At 55.4% G+C, this 20,901-nt stretch carries 21 protein-coding genes and 1 tRNA gene; 9 read left to right on the top strand and 13 right to left on the bottom strand.

Going from position 1 to position 20,901, the window contains the following annotated elements; all coding sequences use genetic code 11:
* Nucleotides 1-63 precede the first annotated feature (63 nt).
* From ACFO1S_RS12170 to ACFO1S_RS12160, 3 genes are all read right to left on the bottom strand, one after another.
* A complete protein-coding gene (locus ACFO1S_RS12170; RefSeq protein WP_204604944.1) occupies nucleotides 64-894 on the bottom strand; it encodes a carbohydrate ABC transporter permease in 831 nt (276 codons plus the stop codon).
* Complete coding sequence (locus ACFO1S_RS12165; protein WP_204604945.1) at nucleotides 894-1,766, bottom strand: carbohydrate ABC transporter permease; 873 nt, start codon at nucleotides 1,764-1,766, stop codon at nucleotides 894-896. Before ACFO1S_RS12165 ends, ACFO1S_RS12170 begins: the two co-directional genes overlap by 1 nt.
* A gap of 86 nt (nucleotides 1,767-1,852) precedes the next feature.
* Nucleotides 1,853-3,169 (bottom strand): ABC transporter substrate-binding protein, encoded by a 1,317-nt coding sequence (locus tag ACFO1S_RS12160; protein ID WP_204605033.1) that lies wholly within the window; start codon nucleotides 3,167-3,169, stop codon nucleotides 1,853-1,855.
* 203 nt (nucleotides 3,170-3,372) lie between these two features.
* Here ACFO1S_RS12160 and ACFO1S_RS12155 point away from each other — a divergent pair, with 203 nt between their 5' ends.
* From ACFO1S_RS12155 to ACFO1S_RS12145, 3 genes are all read left to right on the top strand, one after another.
* On the top strand, nucleotides 3,373-5,151 hold the full coding sequence (locus ACFO1S_RS12155; RefSeq protein ID WP_378126836.1) for a cache domain-containing sensor histidine kinase: 1,779 nt from the start codon (nucleotides 3,373-3,375) through the stop codon (nucleotides 5,149-5,151).
* A 15-nt stretch (nucleotides 5,152-5,166) separates the two neighbouring features.
* Nucleotides 5,167-6,711, top strand: coding sequence for a response regulator (locus tag ACFO1S_RS12150; RefSeq protein WP_204604946.1), 1,545 nt, complete (start codon nucleotides 5,167-5,169; stop codon nucleotides 6,709-6,711).
* 79 nt (nucleotides 6,712-6,790) lie between these two features.
* A complete protein-coding gene (locus tag ACFO1S_RS12145; RefSeq protein WP_204604947.1) occupies nucleotides 6,791-7,135 on the top strand; it encodes a zinc ribbon domain-containing protein YjdM in 345 nt (114 codons plus the stop codon).
* Nucleotides 7,136-7,192: 57 nt separating this feature from the next.
* On the opposite strand, the gene ACFO1S_RS12140 is transcribed toward ACFO1S_RS12145, so the two are convergent.
* Nucleotides 7,193-7,268, bottom strand: a tRNA-Arg gene (locus ACFO1S_RS12140).
* A 108-nt stretch (nucleotides 7,269-7,376) separates the two neighbouring features.
* Here ACFO1S_RS12140 and ACFO1S_RS12135 point away from each other — a divergent pair.
* Nucleotides 7,377-8,387 carry a LacI family DNA-binding transcriptional regulator gene (locus ACFO1S_RS12135; RefSeq protein ID WP_204604948.1) on the top strand — a complete coding sequence of 337 codons (1,011 nt, stop codon included), beginning with the start codon at nucleotides 7,377-7,379 and terminating at the stop codon, nucleotides 8,385-8,387.
* 101 nt (nucleotides 8,388-8,488) lie between these two features.
* Here the strand turns inward: ACFO1S_RS12135 and ACFO1S_RS12130 are convergent, their stop codons facing one another.
* The 4 genes from ACFO1S_RS12130 to ACFO1S_RS12115 all read right to left on the bottom strand — a co-directional run bounded on the left by ACFO1S_RS12130 (nucleotide 8,489) and on the right by ACFO1S_RS12115 (nucleotide 13,828).
* Nucleotides 8,489-11,038: an ABC transporter permease gene (locus tag ACFO1S_RS12130; RefSeq protein ID WP_204604949.1), complete on the bottom strand. Its 2,550-nt coding sequence runs from the start codon at nucleotides 11,036-11,038 to the stop codon at nucleotides 8,489-8,491.
* The gene (locus tag ACFO1S_RS12125) at nucleotides 11,035-11,727 is read right to left on the bottom strand and encodes an ABC transporter ATP-binding protein (RefSeq protein ID WP_204604950.1); all 693 of its coding nucleotides are present in this window, start codon (nucleotides 11,725-11,727) and stop codon (nucleotides 11,035-11,037) included. Before ACFO1S_RS12125 ends, ACFO1S_RS12130 begins: the two co-directional genes overlap by 4 nt.
* Before the next feature lie 113 nt (nucleotides 11,728-11,840).
* Nucleotides 11,841-13,151, bottom strand: coding sequence for a sensor histidine kinase (locus tag ACFO1S_RS12120; RefSeq protein WP_204604951.1), 1,311 nt, complete (start codon nucleotides 13,149-13,151; stop codon nucleotides 11,841-11,843).
* The gene (locus ACFO1S_RS12115) at nucleotides 13,139-13,828 is read right to left on the bottom strand and encodes a response regulator transcription factor (protein WP_204604952.1); all 690 of its coding nucleotides are present in this window, start codon (nucleotides 13,826-13,828) and stop codon (nucleotides 13,139-13,141) included. Before ACFO1S_RS12115 ends, ACFO1S_RS12120 begins: the two co-directional genes overlap by 13 nt.
* Before the next feature lie 230 nt (nucleotides 13,829-14,058).
* Here ACFO1S_RS12115 and ACFO1S_RS12110 point away from each other — a divergent pair, with 230 nt between their 5' ends.
* Nucleotides 14,059-14,328, top strand: coding sequence for a Spo0E family sporulation regulatory protein-aspartic acid phosphatase (locus ACFO1S_RS12110; RefSeq protein ID WP_204604953.1), 270 nt, complete (start codon nucleotides 14,059-14,061; stop codon nucleotides 14,326-14,328).
* Here the strand turns inward: ACFO1S_RS12110 and tadA are convergent.
* The gene (gene tadA, locus ACFO1S_RS12105) at nucleotides 14,257-14,718 is read right to left on the bottom strand and encodes a tRNA adenosine(34) deaminase TadA (RefSeq protein WP_204604954.1); all 462 of its coding nucleotides are present in this window, start codon (nucleotides 14,716-14,718) and stop codon (nucleotides 14,257-14,259) included. The two genes, ACFO1S_RS12110 and tadA, sit on opposite strands and share 72 nt — an antisense overlap.
* 233 nt (nucleotides 14,719-14,951) lie before the next feature.
* Between tadA and ACFO1S_RS12100 the strand changes: the two genes are divergently transcribed.
* Together ACFO1S_RS12100 and ACFO1S_RS12095 are read left to right on the top strand one after the other, a co-directional pair.
* The gene (locus ACFO1S_RS12100; protein ID WP_204604955.1) at nucleotides 14,952-15,734 is read left to right on the top strand and encodes a glucosaminidase domain-containing protein; all 783 of its coding nucleotides are present in this window, start codon (nucleotides 14,952-14,954) and stop codon (nucleotides 15,732-15,734) included.
* 85 nt (nucleotides 15,735-15,819) lie between these two features.
* On the top strand, nucleotides 15,820-16,461 hold the full coding sequence (locus tag ACFO1S_RS12095; protein WP_204604956.1) for an NAD-dependent epimerase/dehydratase family protein: 642 nt from the start codon (nucleotides 15,820-15,822) through the stop codon (nucleotides 16,459-16,461).
* Between the two features lie 75 nt (nucleotides 16,462-16,536).
* Here the strand turns inward: ACFO1S_RS12095 and ACFO1S_RS12090 are convergent, their stop codons facing one another.
* Both ACFO1S_RS12090 and motA read right to left on the bottom strand, forming a co-directional pair.
* A complete protein-coding gene (locus ACFO1S_RS12090) occupies nucleotides 16,537-17,367 on the bottom strand; it encodes a flagellar motor protein MotB (RefSeq protein ID WP_204604957.1) in 831 nt (276 codons plus the stop codon).
* A complete protein-coding gene (gene motA / locus ACFO1S_RS12085; RefSeq protein WP_204604958.1) occupies nucleotides 17,348-18,154 on the bottom strand; it encodes a flagellar motor stator protein MotA in 807 nt (268 codons plus the stop codon). The genes ACFO1S_RS12090 and motA overlap by 20 nt, the downstream gene beginning before the upstream one ends.
* A gap of 211 nt (nucleotides 18,155-18,365) precedes the next feature.
* Here motA and ACFO1S_RS12080 point away from each other — a divergent pair, with 211 nt between their 5' ends.
* Entirely contained in the window at nucleotides 18,366-18,656 is a 291-nt protein-coding gene (locus ACFO1S_RS12080; RefSeq protein WP_204604959.1) for a 4a-hydroxytetrahydrobiopterin dehydratase, read from the top strand.
* Between the two features lie 73 nt (nucleotides 18,657-18,729).
* Here the strand turns inward: ACFO1S_RS12080 and ACFO1S_RS12075 are convergent, their stop codons facing one another.
* Both ACFO1S_RS12075 and ACFO1S_RS12070 read right to left on the bottom strand, forming a co-directional pair.
* Complete coding sequence (locus ACFO1S_RS12075; protein ID WP_204604960.1) at nucleotides 18,730-18,933, bottom strand: DUF378 domain-containing protein; 204 nt, start codon at nucleotides 18,931-18,933, stop codon at nucleotides 18,730-18,732.
* A gap of 85 nt (nucleotides 18,934-19,018) precedes the next feature.
* The gene (locus ACFO1S_RS12070) at nucleotides 19,019-19,534 is read right to left on the bottom strand and encodes a GNAT family N-acetyltransferase (protein ID WP_378126834.1); all 516 of its coding nucleotides are present in this window, start codon (nucleotides 19,532-19,534) and stop codon (nucleotides 19,019-19,021) included.
* A 144-nt stretch (nucleotides 19,535-19,678) separates the two neighbouring features.
* Between ACFO1S_RS12070 and ACFO1S_RS12065 the strand changes: the two genes are divergently transcribed.
* Nucleotides 19,679-20,872 carry an MFS transporter gene (locus ACFO1S_RS12065; RefSeq protein ID WP_204604961.1) on the top strand — a complete coding sequence of 398 codons (1,194 nt, stop codon included), beginning with the start codon at nucleotides 19,679-19,681 and terminating at the stop codon, nucleotides 20,870-20,872.
* The last annotated feature ends 29 nt before the right edge of the window (nucleotides 20,873-20,901 follow it).

Below are 20,901 nucleotides of genomic sequence, written 5' to 3'. Positions count from 1 at the left end.
ACGCAAGGTCTTTAATGACCCCGCGTGTCCGTCCCTTCGTGTGTGCACCGTTTGCCGGCGAGCCTAGCCTTTAACGGCTCCGGCGGTAAGGCCGCTGACGATGTACTTCTGAGCGAACAGATAGAGAATTAGGACAGGCAGCGAGGTGAGAACCAGATCGGCGAAGATGAGGTTCCAGTCGCGGCTGTATTTGCCGTAGAAGTTGTATACCGACAACGGCATCGTCCAGGTCGAGCTATCGGTCAAGAAATATAGCGGGATCGTGATGTCGTTCCATACCGACATGAATACCATGATGGCTACCGTTGCATTAACCGGAACGATAAGCGGCGTAATGATCTTGAAGAAGACGTCGAACATGTTGGCGCCCTCCAAAAAAGCTACCTCATCCAGCGCTTTCGGGATTGATTTGATAAACCCGCTGTACAGGAACACGCTGAACGCGGTGTTCAAAGCCGCATAGATGAAGATAACGCTTGTGACGCTGCCGTAGAAGCCCATCCATTGCACGACGCGAATCGTTGTAATGATGGACATAGGAGCGATCAGACCCATGAAGAAGAACAGGTACAGGAAGTTGGTGACCTTCGTTTCTCTTCTTACCAGAATGAACGAGGCCGCGGATGAGGTTACGATGTTGACGATGGAGGAGACGCCTGTAATGAGCATACCGTTAAGGAACGCCCGTCCCAGTCCGCCTTCCTCGAATACCTGCGTATAGTTGGAGAACTTCCACGTTTCCGGCAATTTCAAGGTAAAGCGCAGTACCTCCGAGCTGGTCATGAAGGAGCCGAAGATCATAAACAACAGCGGAAAAATAATCGCGAGCGAGGCGATAAGCAGAATGGCCTCAACGATGTAGTTGCGCAATGCGAGCTTGCGTGAGAATCCCATTATTCCGTGACCTCCTTACGGCGCATGAAGATAAGCAGTGGAATCGAAATCAAGGTTACGCCCAGGAAGAGCATGGTGTTGACCGCGGTTCCCAATCCCCAGCTTCCTTCTCCGAACGCCCGGAGGATAATCGTTCCGACAACCTGAGAAGCGTTGCCCGGTCCCCCGCCCGTCAGTACGAACACTTCCGAGAATACCTTCAAGCCGCCGATAAGCGTAAGCATCAGGTTAATGTTGATGGCAGGCAGAAGCAGCGGGAGAGTGATCTTCTGAAAGCTTTTCCATGCTCCGGCGCCGTCGATCGTAGCCGCTTCGTAATATTCCCTGGAGATGGATTGAAGACCGGCCAGATAGATGGCCATCTGAAACCCGGTATGCTGCCAGATGGATACGGCGGCTACCGTCCAGATGACGATAGACGGATCGGTCAACCAGGCTTGGCTAAGCGAGCCGAGTCCAATGGTTTCAAAGAAACGGTTAATCGTGCCTTCCGAGCGAAGCATCGGTGTAAACACAATGCTGATGACCAGAACGCTGAGTATGGAAGGGGAGTAAAAAATCGCCCGGAGGAAATTTCTGGTCTTCAACCGCATGTTTAAACCGACGGCCAGCGCAATGCCGAGCACGTTCTTGCCGATAACCGTCACGATTGCGAAAATAAACGTGTTTTTGATCGCCAGCTGCAAGGTCTTGTCGGTAAAAATTCGCTCGAAGTTATCGAAGCCGATAAACTTGACCACTTCGCGGTCCAGACGCCAATCGGTGAACGAATAAAACAGGCCGATGATGGCAGGCAGCACGAAAAATACCGAGTAGATCAGCAATGCGGGCCAAATTAAATAGTAAGAGTATAGGCTCTTGGAAATCTTCATGGGTTCACGCTCCATAACAGCTTGGGCAGAATAAAGCCCTCGCGGACTTTATTCTGCCTTTTATTGTGCTTGATTAGATTGAGGGTTTAGAAGCCGGCTACGCCTTTATCCTTCATCAGCTCGCTGAATTTGGTTTCCCAAGCTTCCAGAACCTCTTGCGAGGTTTTGCCGCCAGCGAATTGATCCTGCAGCGCTCTGTAAAGCTCGTTGCGGTCAACCAGCATATGCGCATCGGTCGTCAGAACCGTCTTCTGCGGAGTGATGTACTGATCGACGATATCCTGCTTGTACGCCGGAAGCTCCGGAGTAGTCACATCGTTGAAGTTGGAAACGTAGCTTTGCTGATTCACGATGTTCTGAGCGACTTCCTTGGAAGCGACGAAGTCCAGGAACTTCTTGGCTTCTTCAATATGCTTCGCGCCTTTCGGAATGAACAGCTGTCCGCCGAGCGGGCTTGCGCCCAGGCTGGAGTTGTCGTAAGCCGGGATAGCGAACAATCCCAGATTCATGTTCGGATCTTGCTTCGTTACGTTCTCGATGAGCCAGTCGCCCATGAACATCATGGCTACTTCTTTGTTCAGGAACTTGCCGACCGCCATATCGTAGCTATCGCTCAAGATATCTGCGTTCGTGTAGCCTTTTTTGAACACTTCGTATTGTTGATCCAGAAGCTTGACGAATTCAGGAATTTCCGACCATTTCTTCGTGTTGGCGTTCAGATCGTCGAAGAGCGTAGGGTCGTTCTTCGCAGCGTAGTCAGCGAACGCGGCAGCCGGCCAGATGTTCGCAGCCCATGCATCCTTGAACGGCATGAATACTGGAGTGATTCCAGCCGCTTTGATCTTCTCGCAGACTGCCAGGAATTCTTCGAAGTTGTTCGGAATGGCCAGGCCCAGATCCTTAAACATATCCTTGTTGTATACAACGCCTTGCATTCCCGTATCTTGGCTTACGTGGAAGCTGTAGACGTGTCCGTAGGCAGACAGGACGTTCTTGTTCAACAGACGGCTTACCCAAGGCTCGTTGTCGAGAATTTCGAAATTGCGCTCCAGGTTAAGGTCGGTTACTGCGCTTGCCAGATTGTATTGAATCAAGTCCGGAGTTTCGTTGACGGCCAGCTTCGTTTGCAGGACAGTCGTCGTCTGCTCTGCCGGCAGCAGCTGCAGATTGACGCGGATATTCGTCTTCTCTTCAAATTCCTTCAGCAGGTCTTGAGCGACAAATGCGGAATCCTGAGAGCTCTTGGAGATGGCCAATTCGATAGTGACCTTGCCGCCGCCGGAGTTGTTGCTCGGGCTGCTTCCGCCGGAAGCGCTGCTTTCCGAGTTGGTTTTGGCCGAGCTGCAAGCCGCAAGCGATACTGCGAGCAGGGCGGCGATTGCGCCTTTTGCAATCGTTTGCATTCTGTAATTCAATTGAAGTCCCCCTGTATAGATAGTGTTGTTGCAAATGCGGATACAAGTTCGATTATAGACGGTGCGCTTACGAGGGTACATGTTTGCCATTTACCTTTGTTGTGTAATATTCTGAACCGGCTGCGCTTGTCCATACACGGATGCGAATGGTACATTAGGAGCATCAACTTGTGCTGGGGGGACCTCCGTTGTTGTCAGCTTTGAGATCCAAGCTTCGCGGCGGCAAATTTCAGGCTAGCTTGCAGACGAAGTTTCTACTGACTTTTATTTTGCTGCTCGTGTTCGTGTTGGGCTGCTTTCTCGTCTACGTGAACTGGTTTGTCATCCATCCGCTTAAGGAAAAGACGGAGAGCGAGAAGCAGGCTATGGCCGTCAAGATCAGCAGCCAGCTTGATATTTACATCAATAGCCAGAGCCAATTGACTCAGCGTATTTTATCCAATAAGGATATTTTTATTTCAATGTCGGACCAGTATCGGCCGTCTGCTACAATAGAAGGCTTAACCCGAAGCCGCAAGCTTAAGGAAATCATGTTTCAGGCGATCGGTCCCAGTCTGAACATTCGGGATATGGTCATCTACGATACGCGCGGCAAGGCGATTGCGTCCTATACGGACTATGAAAGCTTCGCCCCTTCTCTTGAACCGCTCCTGAAGGACACTCGGTATACCGAGCCCTGGAGCCGAAGCAGCTATGTTCTCACTAAGGAGCTTTCGGGAGACGTGTCATTCATTCGCGCCATTATGGATGTGAACGGAGAGCTGTTCGGCTATATGTCGATTGAGCTGAATCCGGCTTACCTGCAGATGCCGACTGAGGTGTCCACCGATGAGGAAGTCATTATAATGGATCAGTACGGTCTCATCATCGCAACTTCCCGCCAAGACGAGGCGGATAGCCCCTCAATCGAGCTGTCCAGGCCTGTCGAAGGAAGCGGCATGTACATCGATTCCGATAACTACATTGCCTACTATCATTCCGACTATACGGGATGGACCAGTTACGTGGTGACGCCGAGCAAGTCCGTATTGGGACCGGTCAATTCGGTTCAGAAGATCTCTGTGCTGCTGATTTCCGCGCTGCTGCTGTTTTCGTTCGTATACATTTACCTCTCCGCCAAAAATCTGCTGCTGCCTATCCGCAGGCTTCGCAGTCAGATTTTGCGGATCAACTACAGCAACCTGAACGTCAGGATGGATAGCCGCCCGCATAACAACGAGCTGATCCAGCTGAACGAAGCCTTCCAGGAGCTCATGGAGCGTCTGCAGCTCTCCATTGAGAGGGAGAAGCTTGCGCTGCATGAAGAGGTAAAGGCGAGAAACTCGGCGCTCCAGGCGCAGATCGCTCCGCATTTTATACACAATGTGCTTTATCTGATCAGCATCGCCTCCCAGGAGGGCAAGAGCGATGTCGTATCGTCCATGTGCAAGCAGCTTTCGGACAGCCTTCGTTACATCGTATCTTCTCCCTACGAGCACGTGACGGTAATGGACGAGCTGGAGCATACGAAGCATTATTTATCGCTCGTTCAGCAAAATTACGAGAGCGACCTGGAGTGGGAGATCGAAGCGGACCCTTCCGTATCGGCCATCGAGCTGCCTCGTCTGGTTATTCAGCCTTTCGTGGAAAACTGTATCGAGCACGCCTTCGAGAACACCGATCCGCCTTGGCGGATTCAGATTCGGGTCAGGCTGTACACGGGCATCTGGGCCATTGAGATCAGCGATAACGGCGAGGGATTCCACGAGGATAAGATTAAGGACATTCTGGATAACATCTATGCATCCGATTCGGGAGCGCAGGAACCGCCCCGGACTTCCGGCATCGGCAATATGGGCATCGTCAATACGGTTAATCGGCTCAAGCTGATGTACAAGAACCGGCTGTTCTTTAACGTATATAACAATTCCGGAGAAGAAAAAGGCGCCACCATCCAGATCATTGGCTCGCTCACGAAAGACTTCTATTGATGGGGGGAATCGCTCTTGTTCACTGCGCTAATCGCCGAGGATAGCAAGCCGATCCTCCGCAATATCAAGGCTTTGCTGCAATCGACGGAATTGCCCATATCGGTCGTAGCCACCGCTTCTAACGGCGAAGAGGCTCTGGAGTGTCTTCGGAGCCAGCCTGTGGATATTATGCTGACGGACATTCGTATGCCGAAGATGGACGGGCTGACGCTGATCGAGGAAGCCAAGCGTCTTCATCCCCAGCTTAAAGTGGTGCTCATCAGCGGCTACAACGACTTCGAATATACGCGAAAGGCGTTAAATCTGCAGGTGTTCGACTACTTGCTGAAGCCTGTGGAGCGCCACCAGCTTATGGACGTCATGGAGCGGCTGATCGGCCAGCTCAACGAAAGTCAGGTCAGCGACACCGATATGCTCAAGGAAATTCTGGACGCCCAATATCGCTCGGGAGTCAAGCTGGGCACGGAGTTTCGCGAGCAGGCGCACTGTCCGCTTATCTTGCGTATGCAGCCCTTCACCCCGGGGACGGGAAATTGGAAGACCGAGACGCTGCAGCACTGCCTGGAGGAGGTTTGCGCTCCGCATGCGAGCTGGGTATTTCCCACGCAGACGCCCTTGCAAGCGCTTGTTCTCGTTCACGCTTCCGTTCGGGAGAAATTCGGTAGCTTCCTGGACTGGATGAACGCTGTCCGGCAACGGCTGGCGGATGAAGGACTGGAGGTGTCCGCCGGGGGCCAACTGCAGCCGCTGGAGCCCGGTGAGCTGCCCGACCTGTACCGAAGAATCTCCCGTCAGCTGGATGAACGGCTTGCGCTCGACGAGCCGATACTGCTGGACGCGAATCTTCTGCCCAGAACGCCAGGAGAGGAGCAAAGCGACGATGCCGAGAAGAAGGCGATCATGGGGAGCTTCCTGGAGATGATTCGCCAGCGGCAGAGGGAGCGGTTTCTGCTGAAGCTGTCGGAGCAATTGCATCGGTGGCGTCAAGAGAGCATCCGCGTGGCGGAGCTGGAGCGTTTTCTGGCGATGATGGCGGATACGTTCGGAGAGCAGCTGTCCGATCATGACCCCTGGAGCCGGTTAAAGCAAGCTGAAGCAGTAGGGAAGCTGATGAGCAGTGCCAGCTACGCCTCCTTCTGCGAAGAACTGCTGGCCTGGGCGGGCGAGGGCTTCGAGCTGATGCAGGCCCAGAACAAAAAGAGCAGCCAGGAGCTGTTCCAGCAGATCGACGATTATGTGCAGATGAACATGTATTCCCATCTGTCGATTACCGATCTTGCGTTAAAGTTTCATGTTAGCCCTTCGTATATCAGCCGGATCATCAAGCGGCATTCCGACCAAACCTTCGTGCATTACTACATGCAATTAAAGATCAAGGAAGCCCGGCGGCTGTTGGAGGACAAGCCCGAGCTGAAAATCAAGGAGCTCTCGGATGCCCTGTCCTTCAGCGATCAGCACTATTTCTCCAAGGTATTCAAGGAATATACCGGCTGCAGCCCGACGGAGTACAAGGAGCGTCTGCGCGACGAGGAAGATCAGAAGAAGCCTTCGGAGGAGTAACTTCGCTGTAACGTTTGATGAATATTGTAGAGTTTACTATAATTAGCCAGAGACAACGGAGATGGAGGAATAGATTAGGATGGAGAGCTTGCCCAATTGTCCGAAATGCAACTCGGAGTATACGTATGAGGACGGTAGCCTGTTGGTATGTCCGGAATGCGCCCATGAATGGTCCTTGGATTCGGAGGCTTCCGGCGACGACGAGGATGCGGTGCTTGCGAAGGATGCCAACGGAAACCTGTTGAAGGATGGCGATTCAGTCACGATCATTAAGGATCTGAAGGTGAAAGGAAGCTCCTCCGTCTTGAAAATCGGCACCAAGGTCAGGAACATCCGGTTGGTGAGCGGGGATCATAATATCGATTGCAAAATCGACGGCTTCGGGGCTATGAAATTGAAATCCGAGTTCGTGCGAAAGGCCTAGCCCCCGGATAAAAATGAAGAACCGCGCGGCTGCGCGGTTCTTTGAATGTAATAAGTATGGCGGCCCCGAGAGGACTCGAACCTCCGACCTGCGGTTTAGGAAACCGTCGCTCTATCCACTGAGCTACGGAGCCGCAACGGATACCATTATAACATAAAGCCGAGTCGAAACAATAGAACTACCGATAACATTATGGTAACATTTAAAAAGGAATTTGACGTTATTGAGCGGAGGGCCGGAGATGGCGACCAACATACGGGACGTGGCCAAGGCAGCCGGGGTATCGGTAGCGACGGTGTCCAAGGTGCTGAATGGGTACACGACGGTGAACCAGAAAACGAAGGAGAAAGTGCTGAGGTTCGTGAAGGAGATGCAATTCCAGCCGAACTCGGCCGCACGGTCATTGGTCGGTCGCCGGTCGATGACGATCGGGATCTTCCTGACGACAGGGCTGTCTCATCCGTTCTTCACGGAGATCCTCTCCGGCATGGAAGAAGCCTTGAAGGAGAACGGATACGACCTGATCTATCTGGCGCAGTTCTCATGGGACAATAAGGAGTACAGCTTCGTTCGCCATTGCCAGAGCCGCAACGTGGAAGGCGTGGTTGTCTTCGGCTTTCAGCATGAGGATATGAGCTTCGAGGAGCTGATCGAATCCAACATTCCTACGCTGTTCATTGATCTGGACGTCAAGGAAGGCCGCGCCGGCTATATCAGCTCCGACAACGAGGAAGCCGTCGAGCGTGCCATTGGTTATCTGATCGGGCTCAACCACCGGAAGATCGGTTTTCTCAGCGGCGATAAAGCTTCTTATGTCACCCGTCACCGTTTCGACGGCTACCGGAAAGGATTGGCGGAAGCGGGAATTACCTATCGCGAGGACTATGTCGCACCCGGGGACTTCTCGCGCGAGATGGGCTATCAAGGGATGCAGAAGCTTCTGGCCTTGTCCGATCGCCCGACGTCCGTTGTCTGCTGCTCCGATATGAGCGCGATCGGCGCGATGGAAGCGATCCGCGATGCGGGTCTGTCGGTACCGGAGGATATCTCCGTCATCGGCTTTGACGATATTGAGATGGCCAGCTTCGTCAGGCCTGCGCTGACGACGGTCCGTCAGAATATGAAGCACATCGGCCGCAAGTCGATTGAGCTTCTGGATCGGCTGATCGTGGACAAGGAGCTGGCTCCTCCCGAGGCCATCGTGCCTACAGAGCTGGTGGTGCGCGATTCCTGCGGCCCGGCTAAAGCGTAGTCCGCCAGCTTGCGTATAAGATAGAGAAGGGTGAACCCGGCGGCCGAAGCTCGGCGCGCGATACGGGTTCACCCTTTTTCGATTGCGGATAGGAAGGAGCCTTAGGCTTCTTCTCGCAGCTCCTCCAGCAGATTGGCCTTTTCCATCTTCCGAAGCGGCCCCTGCACCGAGATCAAGCCTACGATCAGCGCAGCGCCGGACGCAAGCAAGGCGGCTGCCCATGGAAACTCGAACGGGAAGCCCTGAACGTTGGAGAGCTGAAGGTAGAGGAAGTAGCTGAATGCAGCGCCTAGCCAGATACCCCAGAAGCTCCCGATCACGCCGAACCAGATTCCCTCAAGGGAAGCCATCTTCCGAATCTGCCCCATGGTCATTCCCACTGCTTGAAGCAGCCCGATCTCCTTCCGCCTGAGCAGCAGATTCGTCTGCACGGTATTGATAATATTCAAGCTTCCTATGACACCGATCACGATCAGGAAGCCATAGACGAAAATCCTCATCTGTACATTAAAGCCCCGCGCATCCTTCTGTCTCTCGGCAAAGTCGATCAGGGTGCTGCCCGGATGGCTCCGAGACAGCTCCTCCAGCTTGGCTCGCACAGGCTGTGCATCGGCTCCGTCCTTAAGCGCGACTTCCAGTCCATAGCGCTCCGCATCGAATTCGTCAGGAGAGTATTGGCGGAATAAGGACTTTAGAAGACCGGAGAAGGCAGGCTTCGCCGCAATCAGAATCAGAGCGTTCTCGTCGTAAGGCGCATCGAACGGCGATTGCGTCAGAATGCCCGCGACCGTGACTTCGCGAACCTGCTTGTCTCCCGACTCCGCTAGAGGATCTGTCGCGATCATCAATTTGTCTCCTACCTTGTAGCGGGTGATCGGCATAATCGCTTTCTTCCCGTCGGTCTGCAGCGGCTTAACGGTCTGGATTAGCAGCACCGAATCGGGTTCGCTCAGCCTGTCGACAGAAGCCGTGCCCGATTCTACATAGCTTGCCGCCTCGGCAAAGCGGGCTTCATCATAGAGCTGCAGCTTCGAGGGGACTTCGCGTACGTTCTCTCCGTCGAGACTGGAGCTCGCGTAGCGAATATCCGTCTTGTCCTCGAAGCTCGTCTGGAATTTCTGATCCGGGACAAGCACGGTAAGACCGAGGGTATCATAGACGCCATATACGTTGTCCACGCCAGGCAGCGCTGCAACTTCCTGAATCATCGCGTCGGGAATCCGTTCTTCCGGAGCCAGCTTCTTCCCTTCTTTCTCGCCAGAGGAATAACGGCTCAACTGAAAGGCTATGCGGTCGTCCTCGTTCGTCGTGGTCGTCAAGGTTAAGGTCTGCTGGGTAAAATAATGAAAGACGATAAACAGCATCATGCTAATGATGATCGAAAAGGTCGTAATGCGAAATTTGGTTTTGTTCCGGCGAATATTGTTCGAGGCCATCCGTCCCTCCACGCCCAGCAGGGCAAGCAGGGAAGGGAATCGCAAGCGCCTGTAGGATTCGCGCACGATGCTTCCCGCGCCCTTGACGGCATCGACCGGAGAGACGGAGGAAGCCTTGCGGGCAGGAAGCCATGCGGCCATATACACAGCGAGAAATCCGATTGCGAAGCTCCCGGCGAAAATCCACCAATGGAAGGTCAGCTCGAAGGTTTCCATCATGAGAATCTTTAGCCCGGCTTTGGTCATCAGCCATAGCGCGAACCATAATCCGAACCATCCGATGAGCAAGCCGAGCGGAACGCCGATCGCGGACAGCACCGTAGCTTCCCGAAGCACCAGATTGCGAATCTGCGCTGGAGAGGCGCCGAGCGTGCGGAGCAGTCCGAATTGGCGAATGCGCTCCAGCACCGCGATATGGAAGGCGTTATAAATGACGGCAATGGTAGAAAGAACGACGAGAGCAATCAGTGTGCCGAAGATGATCGACAGCGCCATATTCAAGCTGGAGTCGCCGGATTCCCCGATCATGGCCAACAGCACATTGTTCGTGAATAGACCATTGCCGAGCTTGCCGAAGCTATCGATCTGCGCGCTGATGTCTACGCCGGGCTTGAAGGTCAGAACCAGTATAGCCTTCTCGTCCAGCGTGGCGCTCTTCGGATCGGCGAAAGCGAACGCTCTGGAGTCGCCCTTCAGCTGGCTGCTCTTCTCGTTCTTCAGGATCCCTACGATCCGATATTCTCTAAGGGAGCCGTCCGGTCCCTTGAGTTCAGCCGTACCTCCCAGCTTGGGGCTGCCGGGGAGGCGGTCGAGAATCCACTGCTCCAGCAGGAGCTCATCCTGAGCTGTCGGTAATCTTCCTTCGGAGAGATGCATCGGAAGCAGCTTCAGGCCTTCTTCATCCGCTTCTCCCACGTTAACCGCAACCGATTCGCCAAGTTCGGTCTGCTCTCCCTTCCGGTAGTAGCCGAGTTCGTCGATCAGCACATTTTTTCTCAGCATTTCGTAAAGCTCTGGGGTTGGCTTATTGTATCCGAGGTGAAAAGCGCCATCGTCATACTTGGTGTTCTGGATCATGTTGTCTTTTAAAGTCTGTCCCATCGTGCCGAGCGCACTGATCAGCGCAACCGATAGAATGATTCCGACAACGGTCAGAATCGTCCGCTTACGCTGCTGCTTCAGATAGCGCCCCGCCATCGCCCCGTAGCTTCTCATACGCCCCTCCCGACACTCTGCGTGTCGCTCAGAAGCCTTCCGTCTTGAAGATTAAGGACGCGGTCCGCCTCCGCTGCGACATTCATGTCATGAGTGATGACGATCACGGTCTGATGGAATTGCCGCACGGCCAGCTTCAGCAGCTCGATGACTTCCCGTCCGTTGGCGCTGTCGAGATTGCCCGTGGGCTCGTCGGCAAGAATGATCGCTGGGCGATAAGCGAGCGCCCGGCCGATGGCGACTCGCTGCTGCTGACCGCCGGACAGCTCGGAGGGCAGGTGCTTCCGTCTCTCATGCAGGCCAAGCGTGTGAATCAGGTCGTTCAGATAAGCTCTGTCGGGCTGGCGGTGATCCAGCAGCAAGGGAAGCTGGATATTCTCCTCGACGTTCAGCACCGGGATCAGGTTATAGGCCTGGAAGATGAACCCGATCTTCCGGCGACGGAATACGGCCCGATCCTTCTCCTTTAAAGCGTATAGATTCTCGCCGTCGATGTGCACATATCCGTCGCTTGGCTTGTCTAGGCCGCCGAGCATGTGCAGCAAAGTACTCTTGCCGGAGCCGCTCGCCCCGACGACGGCGACGAATTCTCCCTGATTAATGCTGAAGGAGACGTCCTTCAGCGCATCGACCTGCGTCGTTCCCTTCCCATAGGTCTTGCTTAACCCGTCAACTTGAATGACCTTCATAGTCGTTTTCATCCTCCGAGGCTTGAATTCGCAGGCACGGGCTTAACCCGTCATTCCCTGCGTCTACGAACCCAGTATATCGCGGCCGCCTTACAGGGCAGGGGTGCGCCCGCTTACAGTTCTGTAAGATTCGACGGCGAGGACGGGAATGGATGAAGCGGAAGGGTGAGGTGGAAGATCGTACCTCCTGCCGGGTTGTCGGTTACGGACAGAACGCCGCCGTGCTTCTCGACAATCGATTTGGCCAGCGGCAAGCCCAGGCCGACTCCGCTGCCCGAATCGGAGCTGCGATAAAACTTCTTGAATATATGCGGCAGGTCCTGAGCGCGAATGCCCGGCCCTTGATCCTGAACATGGAGACGAGTAAACACATTCGATTGCTCCCACCCGAGGGCAACCTCGCCACCGGCGGGGCTGTGCTCTATGGCATTCTTGAGCAGGTTGGCGATCGCTTCCCCCAACCAGTGAGCATCATGGGGAACGGCAAGCGAGGCAGGTGCCGCATTCACGACGATCCGCACGCCCTTATCTTCCGCTAATCGGCTTACGGAGGATACGGCTTCTTGCACCGTTGCCTGCAACGGGGACTCATTAATATTCATCTCCAGCGCATCGGCCTCCAGGCGAGCCAGCTTCAGCAGCGTCAAGGTTAGCCACTCCATGCGGTCCAGCTCGCGCCGACATCTGTCCAGAAACTCGGCGGCATGATCCGTGTTGAGCCGACGGTCTTGAAGCAAATCCACGTAGATCATCAAGGAGGCCAGAGGCGTCTTTAATTGATGGGAGATGTCTGCTACCGTATCCTTCAGAAAGGCTTTCTCCCGATGCAGCTGTTCAATCGTTTCCCGCAGCCGTACGGACAGCTCCAAGGCTCCGCTTGCGAGCAAGCCGAGGTCTCCGTCCTCATACAAGCGGTACGCCATCGGCTTGTTATGCTTGACGGCATTCTCCATGGAGACGGCCAGACGGCGAATCGTGCGCTGCTGTCGGCTGCTCTCTCTGTAGATTAGCGCGGCGGCCAGGACGAGGATTCCGCATGCGCCAAGGATAAGACTCCATAGCGTACGATTCCGGTAATCGCCGATGACCGGCAGCCAGCCGGAGCGAATCGCGGTGTCCAGTCCATAGCGCTCCAGAATTCGGTGGCCGTTCTCCGTCTCGTCCGGAGAAGGCGAAGTCGAACGGGCTAGCAAGCCGATCCATTCCTCTGCCCATTCCGGGTTCTCCGCAGCCAGCAGGCCGACTCGGGCGGCCTCCCGGTCCAGCCATTCCTGCTTGAGCTGCGCAGAGGAATACCGGCTATACCAGATTGCGAAGGCAATGCACAGGATAAGCAGAATGCCGAGGATGACAGCAAGATTCCGCACAGCGGGATTGCGCCAATGCTGCGCAAGGCGGGCCCGTCCGCTCTCTAAGCGTTCCATCGGTAGCCGGCTCCTCGGACCGTGACGAGATATTGGGGGTTCTGGGGATCCTCCTCGACCTTCTCCCGCAGTCGGCGAACGTTGACCGCTACCGTATTGTCATCCAGCACCTCTGCGCCGTCCGGCCAAACCTGCTGAAGAATCCGGTCCTTGGACAGAACGACCCGGGGATGGGACATGAGCAGAGCAAGCAGCCGAAACTCCGTGACGCTAAGGGAGATCTCCTGCCCGTTCTTCTCCAGACGCATTTCGCTTACGTTCAAGGTCAGGGGACCGGTCGACAGCAGATTTCTATCGTCTTCGCGCAGGTGCGGAGCGCGCCGTCGAAGCACCGCATGAATCCGGGACAGAAACTCGCGAAGGCGAAACGGCTTGGTAATGTAATCGTCTCCTCCAAGGTCAAGACCGCGGACAATGTCGAATTCCTGATCGCTTGCCGTGAGGAAAATAATCGGAACATCGCGCTCCTTCCGCACCTCTGCGCAGAAGTCGAAGCCATTGCCGTCGGGAAGCTGGACATCCAGCAGCATCAGATGCGTTTCGCCGCTTCGCAGCGCGGTTCTGGCCTCGGCGAGGCTGCGCGCGCTTGCGACCTGGAATCCCTCTTGCTGCAGCGTGAATTGAATTCCCCGATGCAATGAATCGTCGTCCTCTACGAGCAACAGGCGCAACTCCATCCTTCGACGCTCCTCTCACAGGCTGAAATGTCAGTTTTTAAGCCTTTTGGATTAGTTCTTTAATCCCTTATTTGTCGGAAAATAATTTGAAAATGTCCATTTTTGCTCGACAGCATTCTACATCCCTGAGCTTTTATTTGTCCTATAATGAGAGTAGTTCAATCATCCTATTGCAGGAAGCCTAAGCGTCTTCCGGGCTTCCTCTTACTCTACAGGAAAGGAGCGGTCAGATGACAAAATTAGAGACCACTCAATTGATCGGACGTCTTCAGCTGCTGCAGCGTCGACTGTGCGAGATGGCTGACGATCTGGGAAATCTGACCGATCCGGAGATCGTCGCGGTGAGCGAGGAAGCGGATCGCCTGATTGTCCAGCTTCAGCTGCTGCGCAAAAAAGAGTTGGACGTGCAGAAAGAAACGATTGCTCTGTTAGCGGCCTCTCAATCTGCGGAAAAAATCGGTGAGCAAGGCCGAGCATTCTTCGCGAAGCACTCCAGCTGACCAAGGCGCGGCGTGATTGAAGCGGGAATCTTGCAGCAGATCCATCAGGGTTCCTACGCAGCCGGCCTTCGGATCGGAGGCCCCATACACGACGCGTTCCACCCGGGACTGCAGGATCGCCCCCGCGCACATCGGGCAAGGCTCCAGCGTGACATATAAGGTGCAGCCCAGCAGCCGCCAAGCGTGGAGCTGCTCGCTAGCTTGCTTAATCGCGATCATCTCCGCATGGGCGGTAGGGTCCTTGTCCCGTTCCCTTAAGTTATAGCCCGCCCCGACGATTACGCCGTCTTTGACAATTACTGCGCCGATCGGAACCTCGCCCAAAGCTTCGGCTAGGCGGGCTTGGCGAATCGCCTCTTGCATCCAAAGTTCATCTTCTTCCAAGTGCATAACTCCACCTCTTACTCAGCGAACGTGTATTCGATGTTAACATGCTGTGCATAAATCTGTGGATAACTAGGGGGTTACCCACAGATTTATGCACAATTTGTGTTTATAACGATGTGTACAACTGAATATAATTGTATCAGGTTGGTAAATAAGTTCAAATCCCGCGTCCTCGTGAATAGACTAGTGCAGGTCCTTAGGACAGACTCTCGTTTGATTCGGAAGGGGCGCACACGATGGAACCGGTCCATGCCGTTTTTCGAAGTCACCCTGAGCTGGAGCCGACAGGGAAGCTTTCCCTGATGGGCGAGGCCAGCTGCAATGCTGATCGACTGCACGCTTATGCGAGCAGAAGAAATCCCCGGGCGCCGAAGATTGCGGAGGCCTATCTGCGGCTGGGACAACGCTACGGCATTCGCGGCGATGTGGCGTACTGTCAGGCTGCGTATGACACCCGATTCTGGACGTCGGAATCCGCCGGTCCGGACTGGGCGCCGATGGAGCGGGACCGCTGGGAGGACGAGGCGGCGATCGAGAAACGAATGCAAATGCTATATGCGTTCGCGATGTCTCTGCCTTTGGTGAAAGGGATCTCCTCAGGCGCGCTCGATCGTCATCTGGCCTATATCGAACAAGCCGGATGGCAGGGGGCGGCTCCGTGCTGGGAAGACCTGAACGGCAAATGGTCGCATCCGGGACATACACGCTACGGGCAATACATTGTAGCCATGTGGCGCGGGATGCTGGAGTGGAAGGGCCAGGGCGAGATTGCCGCCAGGCCGTCCTATCGCCAAGAGACAATCCCGGTCGCTTCGGCTCCCGAGCGAAGGGCGGGAGCCATCGATTGGTCTGCGCTGACCAACGAGCAGTTAGCTTGGCTGCAGGAGCGCCTTCTGCTGCCTGTGCCGGCTCCCCATCCCGATCGCAAGGTGACGTGGGCAGAGCTGGGCGCGCTGCTGAGACAATGGGAAAAACGTCCATCCGCTGGTACAATAGAAGAAAACAAAACGTCTTCTTAACGATACAGACTTCATAGGTTTCACGCTTAAGTCCCCGGCTGTCTGAGGGCGCAGAAGACGTTTTGCTTAGAAAGAAGGATGGATTATGGGAATCGCAGCGAAAAGGGCGATCGTCGCCGGCGCGACGGGCCTTGTCGGCTCCCAGCTGCTTCGCTTGCTGCTGGAGGACTCCAGATATGATCAGGTGATCGCGCTCACGCGCAAGCCGCTTGCCATGAATCACCCCAAGCTCAGGGAAGTGCGAGTTACGCTGGATACGCTGGCAACGGCGCTGCCGAATCTGCAGGCAGACGACTGGTTCTGTGCGCTGGGCACCACGAGGAAGCAAGCAGGCTCTCAGGAAGCCTTCCGAATGGTCGATTACGAATATCCGCTTGTGCTTGGCCGACAAGCGGCCGAGACCGGCGCGGCACAGTTCCTGCTCATCTCAGCCCCGGGAGCTTCGCCCTCGTCGTCCATCTTCTACAGTCGGGTCAAGGGTGAGGTGGAGCGGGATTTGGCCGCTCTGGGACTTCCCAAGCTGCATATTTTCCGTCCCTCGCTGCTTCTCGGGCAACGCTCGGAGCACCGGAGGGGAGAACGCTTCTGGGGAGTGGCGATGAAAACCTTAAATCCCCTGCTCATCGGCTCCTGGCGAAAGTACAGGGCCGTTCAGGGCGAGGCCGTAGCCGCGGCGATGATACGGACGGCGAATGACAACAGCCCTCCAGGCATTCATTGGATGTGAAGGCCCATCCGGCTGTCTTGTTGCGTCAAAAAAGGAACGTCAAGGCGGCTTGTCCGCCTGACGTTCCCTCGGAGATTATGGTGTTTTACCTTCGTTGGCGATGGCGTTTAACGTGATCTCATTGCTGCCGTCGGCAGGCTCGGCATAGTTACGAAGGATCGATACCTCAACCCGGCGATTGACGGAGCGGCCCGCTTCGGTCGCGTTGCTCTCCAGCGGTCTGAACTCTCTGTAGCCAATGGCGCTGAAGCGTTTCTCATCTAATGCCGGATTCTCCAACAGCACCTTCACGAAGTTGATGGCTCGCTTGGAGCTCAGCTCCCAGTTGGACGCGAATTCGAACGTATTGATCGGTTGATCGTCGGTATGTCCGGCTACGAGAATCTCGTAACCCGGGTACTGCTGAAGCATGTTGCCGATTGCGGTTCCCAGCTTCTGGGCTTCGGGCTTGATCGTCGCGCTTCCCGAAGGGAACAGCGCATTATCCCGGATCGTAATCAAGAGCTGTGATTGGTTAAGCTGCGTCTCCAGCTGCGTCGAGAGGCCGTTCTTCTGGATATACTTATCCAGGTCCTGCTTCAGCTTCTCCAGATTCTGCTGCTCCTCTTGCTTCAACGTTTCGCGGGACTTGCTCTTCTTGCCGTCGTCCATGCGCTGCTCGTCTTCCGTCGTCCGGCGCTTGAGCTCGCTGTCTTCGGTTATTCCGCCGCGATCGAGAATGCCGAGCCCGGAGTTGAAGGCCGACTTGAACGCTCGGCTCATCTCTTCGAACTTGGACGTATTCACTGCGCTGGCCGCGTACAGGACGATAAAGAGGGCCAGCAGCAGCGTCATTAAGTCGGAATAGGGCAGGAGCCACGACTCATCCGCATGCTCCTCATGGTGCTCATGCCGTTTTTTGCTCACTTTGCGCCTCCTCCTTCTCCGCGAAAGCCAACCTTTCCGTAGGAGTCAGGAATACAAGCAGCTTCTGCTGAATGGCAATCGTAGATACGCCGGATTGAATCGAGAGCAGTCCTTCGACCATCATTAGCTTCAGGTCGATCTCGCGCTTCGAGAGGCGCTTAAGCTTGTTGGATATCGGGTGCCAGAGCACGTAACCGGTGAATATCCCGAGCAGCGTCGCGATAAAGGCAGCCGCAACGGCGTGAGCGAGCTTCTCCATCTCGGCCAGGTTGCCAAGCGCCGCTACGAGACCGACAACCGCGCCCAATACCCCGAGGGTCGGCGCGTACATCCCGGCTTGAGAGAAGATCAATGCGCCGGCGCGGTGGCGATCTTCGGTAGCGGAGATGTCCTCCAGAAGGACGTCGCGCACGAATTCCTGGTCATTCCCGTCGATGATCATCCGCATTCCGGTTTTCAGGAAGGAGTCCTCGATCTCGTCGACGCGAGCCTCCAGAGCGAGCAAGCCTTCGCGGCGAGTAATCGTCGCCCATTCCATGAACATGCCGATCAGCCGTTGCCGCGAGATCAGCTGTGGCTCGGCGAAGATAAGCTTGAACAGCTTAGGCACCTTCGCCAGATCCGACATGGGAAATGCCATGAACACAGATGCGCAGGTTCCGACGATAATGATGACGTAAGCCGCTGCGTTGTTAACCAGACTTATCAGGGGCGCGCCCTTGAGCAGCATCCCTACAATCAGCGCTATAAAACCCAGAATCAAGCCAATAATCGTTGAATTTTTCATCGTACACCCCGGCATATGGAAGAATGATTATGTACGCGAAGGAGATTATCTTTACAACCGACACGATACTAGGTTTATCGACAGAAGGAGGCGAAAGCTTTAGAGATAAGCCCCTTTTTTCATAAATTCGTCGCGGTTGATTTGCGAATGAGGCTGCCGCGCCGATCGATCGGCCAGGGAAGACAAGCTGATGAGGAAGGAGAATGCCGTAATGATCCGGTTTGCACTTTTAACGGAGAAGGAAATCAGGGAAGCGATGAGGCGCCTGGAAGGGTGGAAGACGGAGGAGGAGGGCAAGTGGCTCGTTCGAACGCGAATGTTCCCTTCCTTCATGGAAGCGGTCGCTTTCGTGAACGAGGTAGCCGCTATTGCGGAGGAGCACAATCACCATCCCCTGATCTCGATCGATTACAGGAGGGTGACGCTGCGATTGACGACCTGGCATTCCGGAGGATTGACGGCGCTGGATGTGAGGTCGGCAGAGGCGTATAACCGGCTGTAAAATAGAAAAAACTACGAGATCGACCGGGCGCAGCCGCCCAGATCCAATCCCGTAGCTGACGAGGGAGCTCTCTCTAGTCGTCCTTGGCGATCTTCGGAAGGAGGGCCAACGCGTACAACGCCGCTACACCGACGATGATGTACACGATTTTGGAGCCGACCTCATCCGCGCCGCCGAAGATTTCGCTGACTACGTCGTACTCGAACAAGCCGACGGATAGCCAGTTCAACCCTCCCAGGATAATGAGAATCAAGCTGATGACGTTTAGCGCCTTCATTCAGTTGCAGCCTCCTTAATGGGGGTATTCCACCCTGTTCTGGTCCAAACTGTCTGACAGGTGCAAACTCATTCTTGGTTGTTCCCTATAGTTGTATGAGAGGGTCCGGCTGGTTATGCCACACCATGCACAATACGCTTACGATCCCGTGCGCCGCCCGGCGATCGTATTGGTCGGTCGCGACGAAGCCGGCCTTTTCGTAAGTTCGGATGGCTCGCAGGTTCCATTTCTCGACCTCCAGATCGACCTCCGCCCGAGGATGACGCCGAAGCGCTTCCTGTACGACGATTCGGGCCAGCTTCGTTCCCCAGCCCCGGTCGCAGCAATCGGGCCGCAGCCCCATGCCGATGCGGGTGACGCGATCCATGGCGAACAGCTGGACGTAACCGACGAGCTCGTCGGTTTCCCGATTTCGAACCGACAAATATTGCCGGGAACGGATGTCCGGGTCGCCGAATTCTTTTCCGTGCCGGATCATCTCCTCCCAGGACGGCCATCGGAAGAGGTGGTAGGGCTCGGGGTAGCGCCACTCGCAGATCATTTGTCCGTCCAGCGCTGTCATCGGCTCCAGAGCGAGCTCGGGCATATGGTTATTTGGCAAGGTCGTTCTCCCTCCTTAACTTGCAGACATGGGGTTCAGTTAGTTCTATTATATAGAATGATAGAGTTGGAGTCTTCGGAGCCCTTCCGGCAGAGATCGTGGTATGATAGGAAGGTCGAATGTAGAAAAGAGGAGTATCGCAGCATGCGCAGGCTTATTGTGTTAAGTTGTATTGCTTACTTGGTTGTAGGCATCGGGCAATTGGTGGTAGGAACAGTCATGCAGCCGATGGTTGAAGCTTATGGAATCAATTACGGCCAGGGCGGCCAGTTGGTCATGAATCAGTTTCTCGGAGGGCTGCTGGGGATTACGCTGGCTCCGTGGCTGATCGGGCGGATCGGCAAGAAAGCGATGGTGTTGGGCGCGCTCGGCATGATGGTCGTTACGCAAACGATCTATACGCTCCAGCCGTCGTGGGACACGATGCTGATCGTGGCCCCCTTCGCGGGATACGGGTTCGGAACGACAGAGGCGCTCGTCGGAGCGTTCATCATCGGTTCCGCGATGGGGAACGCGAACGTGGCGATGAGCAAGGTCGAGGTTTTCTTCGGGGTCGGCGCGTTGTTCATGCCTTTTGCCGGGGCGGTGTTGATCTCAAGCGGACATTGGGATGCCGCCTTCGCCGTGGTCGGAGGGCTGGCCTTAGTGGCTGTAGCGTCCTGGTTCTTCTTCTGGCCGACGATTCTGAATCGTCCGCCGGAGAGTACAATTCGCGCACAGTCGGGCTTGTCGGCTCTGCCGCACCGAGGCTTGTCCATGCTCGTGCTGGCGGCTTGCGCGCTGTTTTTTGCGGTATATGTAGGTCTGGAAATGAGCTTCGTGCATTATTTGCCGTCGCTGCTCGTTAAGCAGAACGGGCTGTCGGAGTCGGCGGCGTCCTTATCGTTAAGCCTGTTCTGGGGAGCGATCACGCTCGGCCGGATGATCTCGGGGCAGGCTGCGGATCGCTGGGGCGGCGGGGTCTATCTGCTGGTGACCTGCATCGTCGTGGCCGTTATGTTCATTCTTATGGGCGGTCTGCAAAGCACCTGGGCGACCTTCGTGCTGGCGGCTCTGGCGGGCTTGGGGATGTCCGGCATGTTCGCGATCGCGCTGGTGTTCGCTAACCGGTCGGTTCCGGGCATGACCGAGGGGACGACCAGCCTGCTGATGGCCTTCGGAGGCATTGGCGGCGCACTCATGCCAAGGCTGACGGGCTGGTTCCTGGATATGAACGGAACAGAGGCGACGCGGTGGCTGTTCGCCGGCTTCGCGGTGCTCCTGCTTGCGGTCATCTGCTGGGCGCTCTTGTCGGCGAAGGCCTTGGAGCGCGCGCGCTTGTCCGCGGTACCTGGATGAACTGAATCTTGAATGGAAGGCAGTTGTTG

Source organism: Cohnella boryungensis (assembly GCF_042651945.1).
In the GTDB taxonomy this organism is placed as follows: Bacteria; Bacillota; Bacilli; order Paenibacillales; family Paenibacillaceae; genus Cohnella; species Cohnella boryungensis.
The sequence above is the reverse complement of the archived record's forward strand: the minus strand, read 5'-3'. Positions and strand labels throughout refer to the sequence as shown.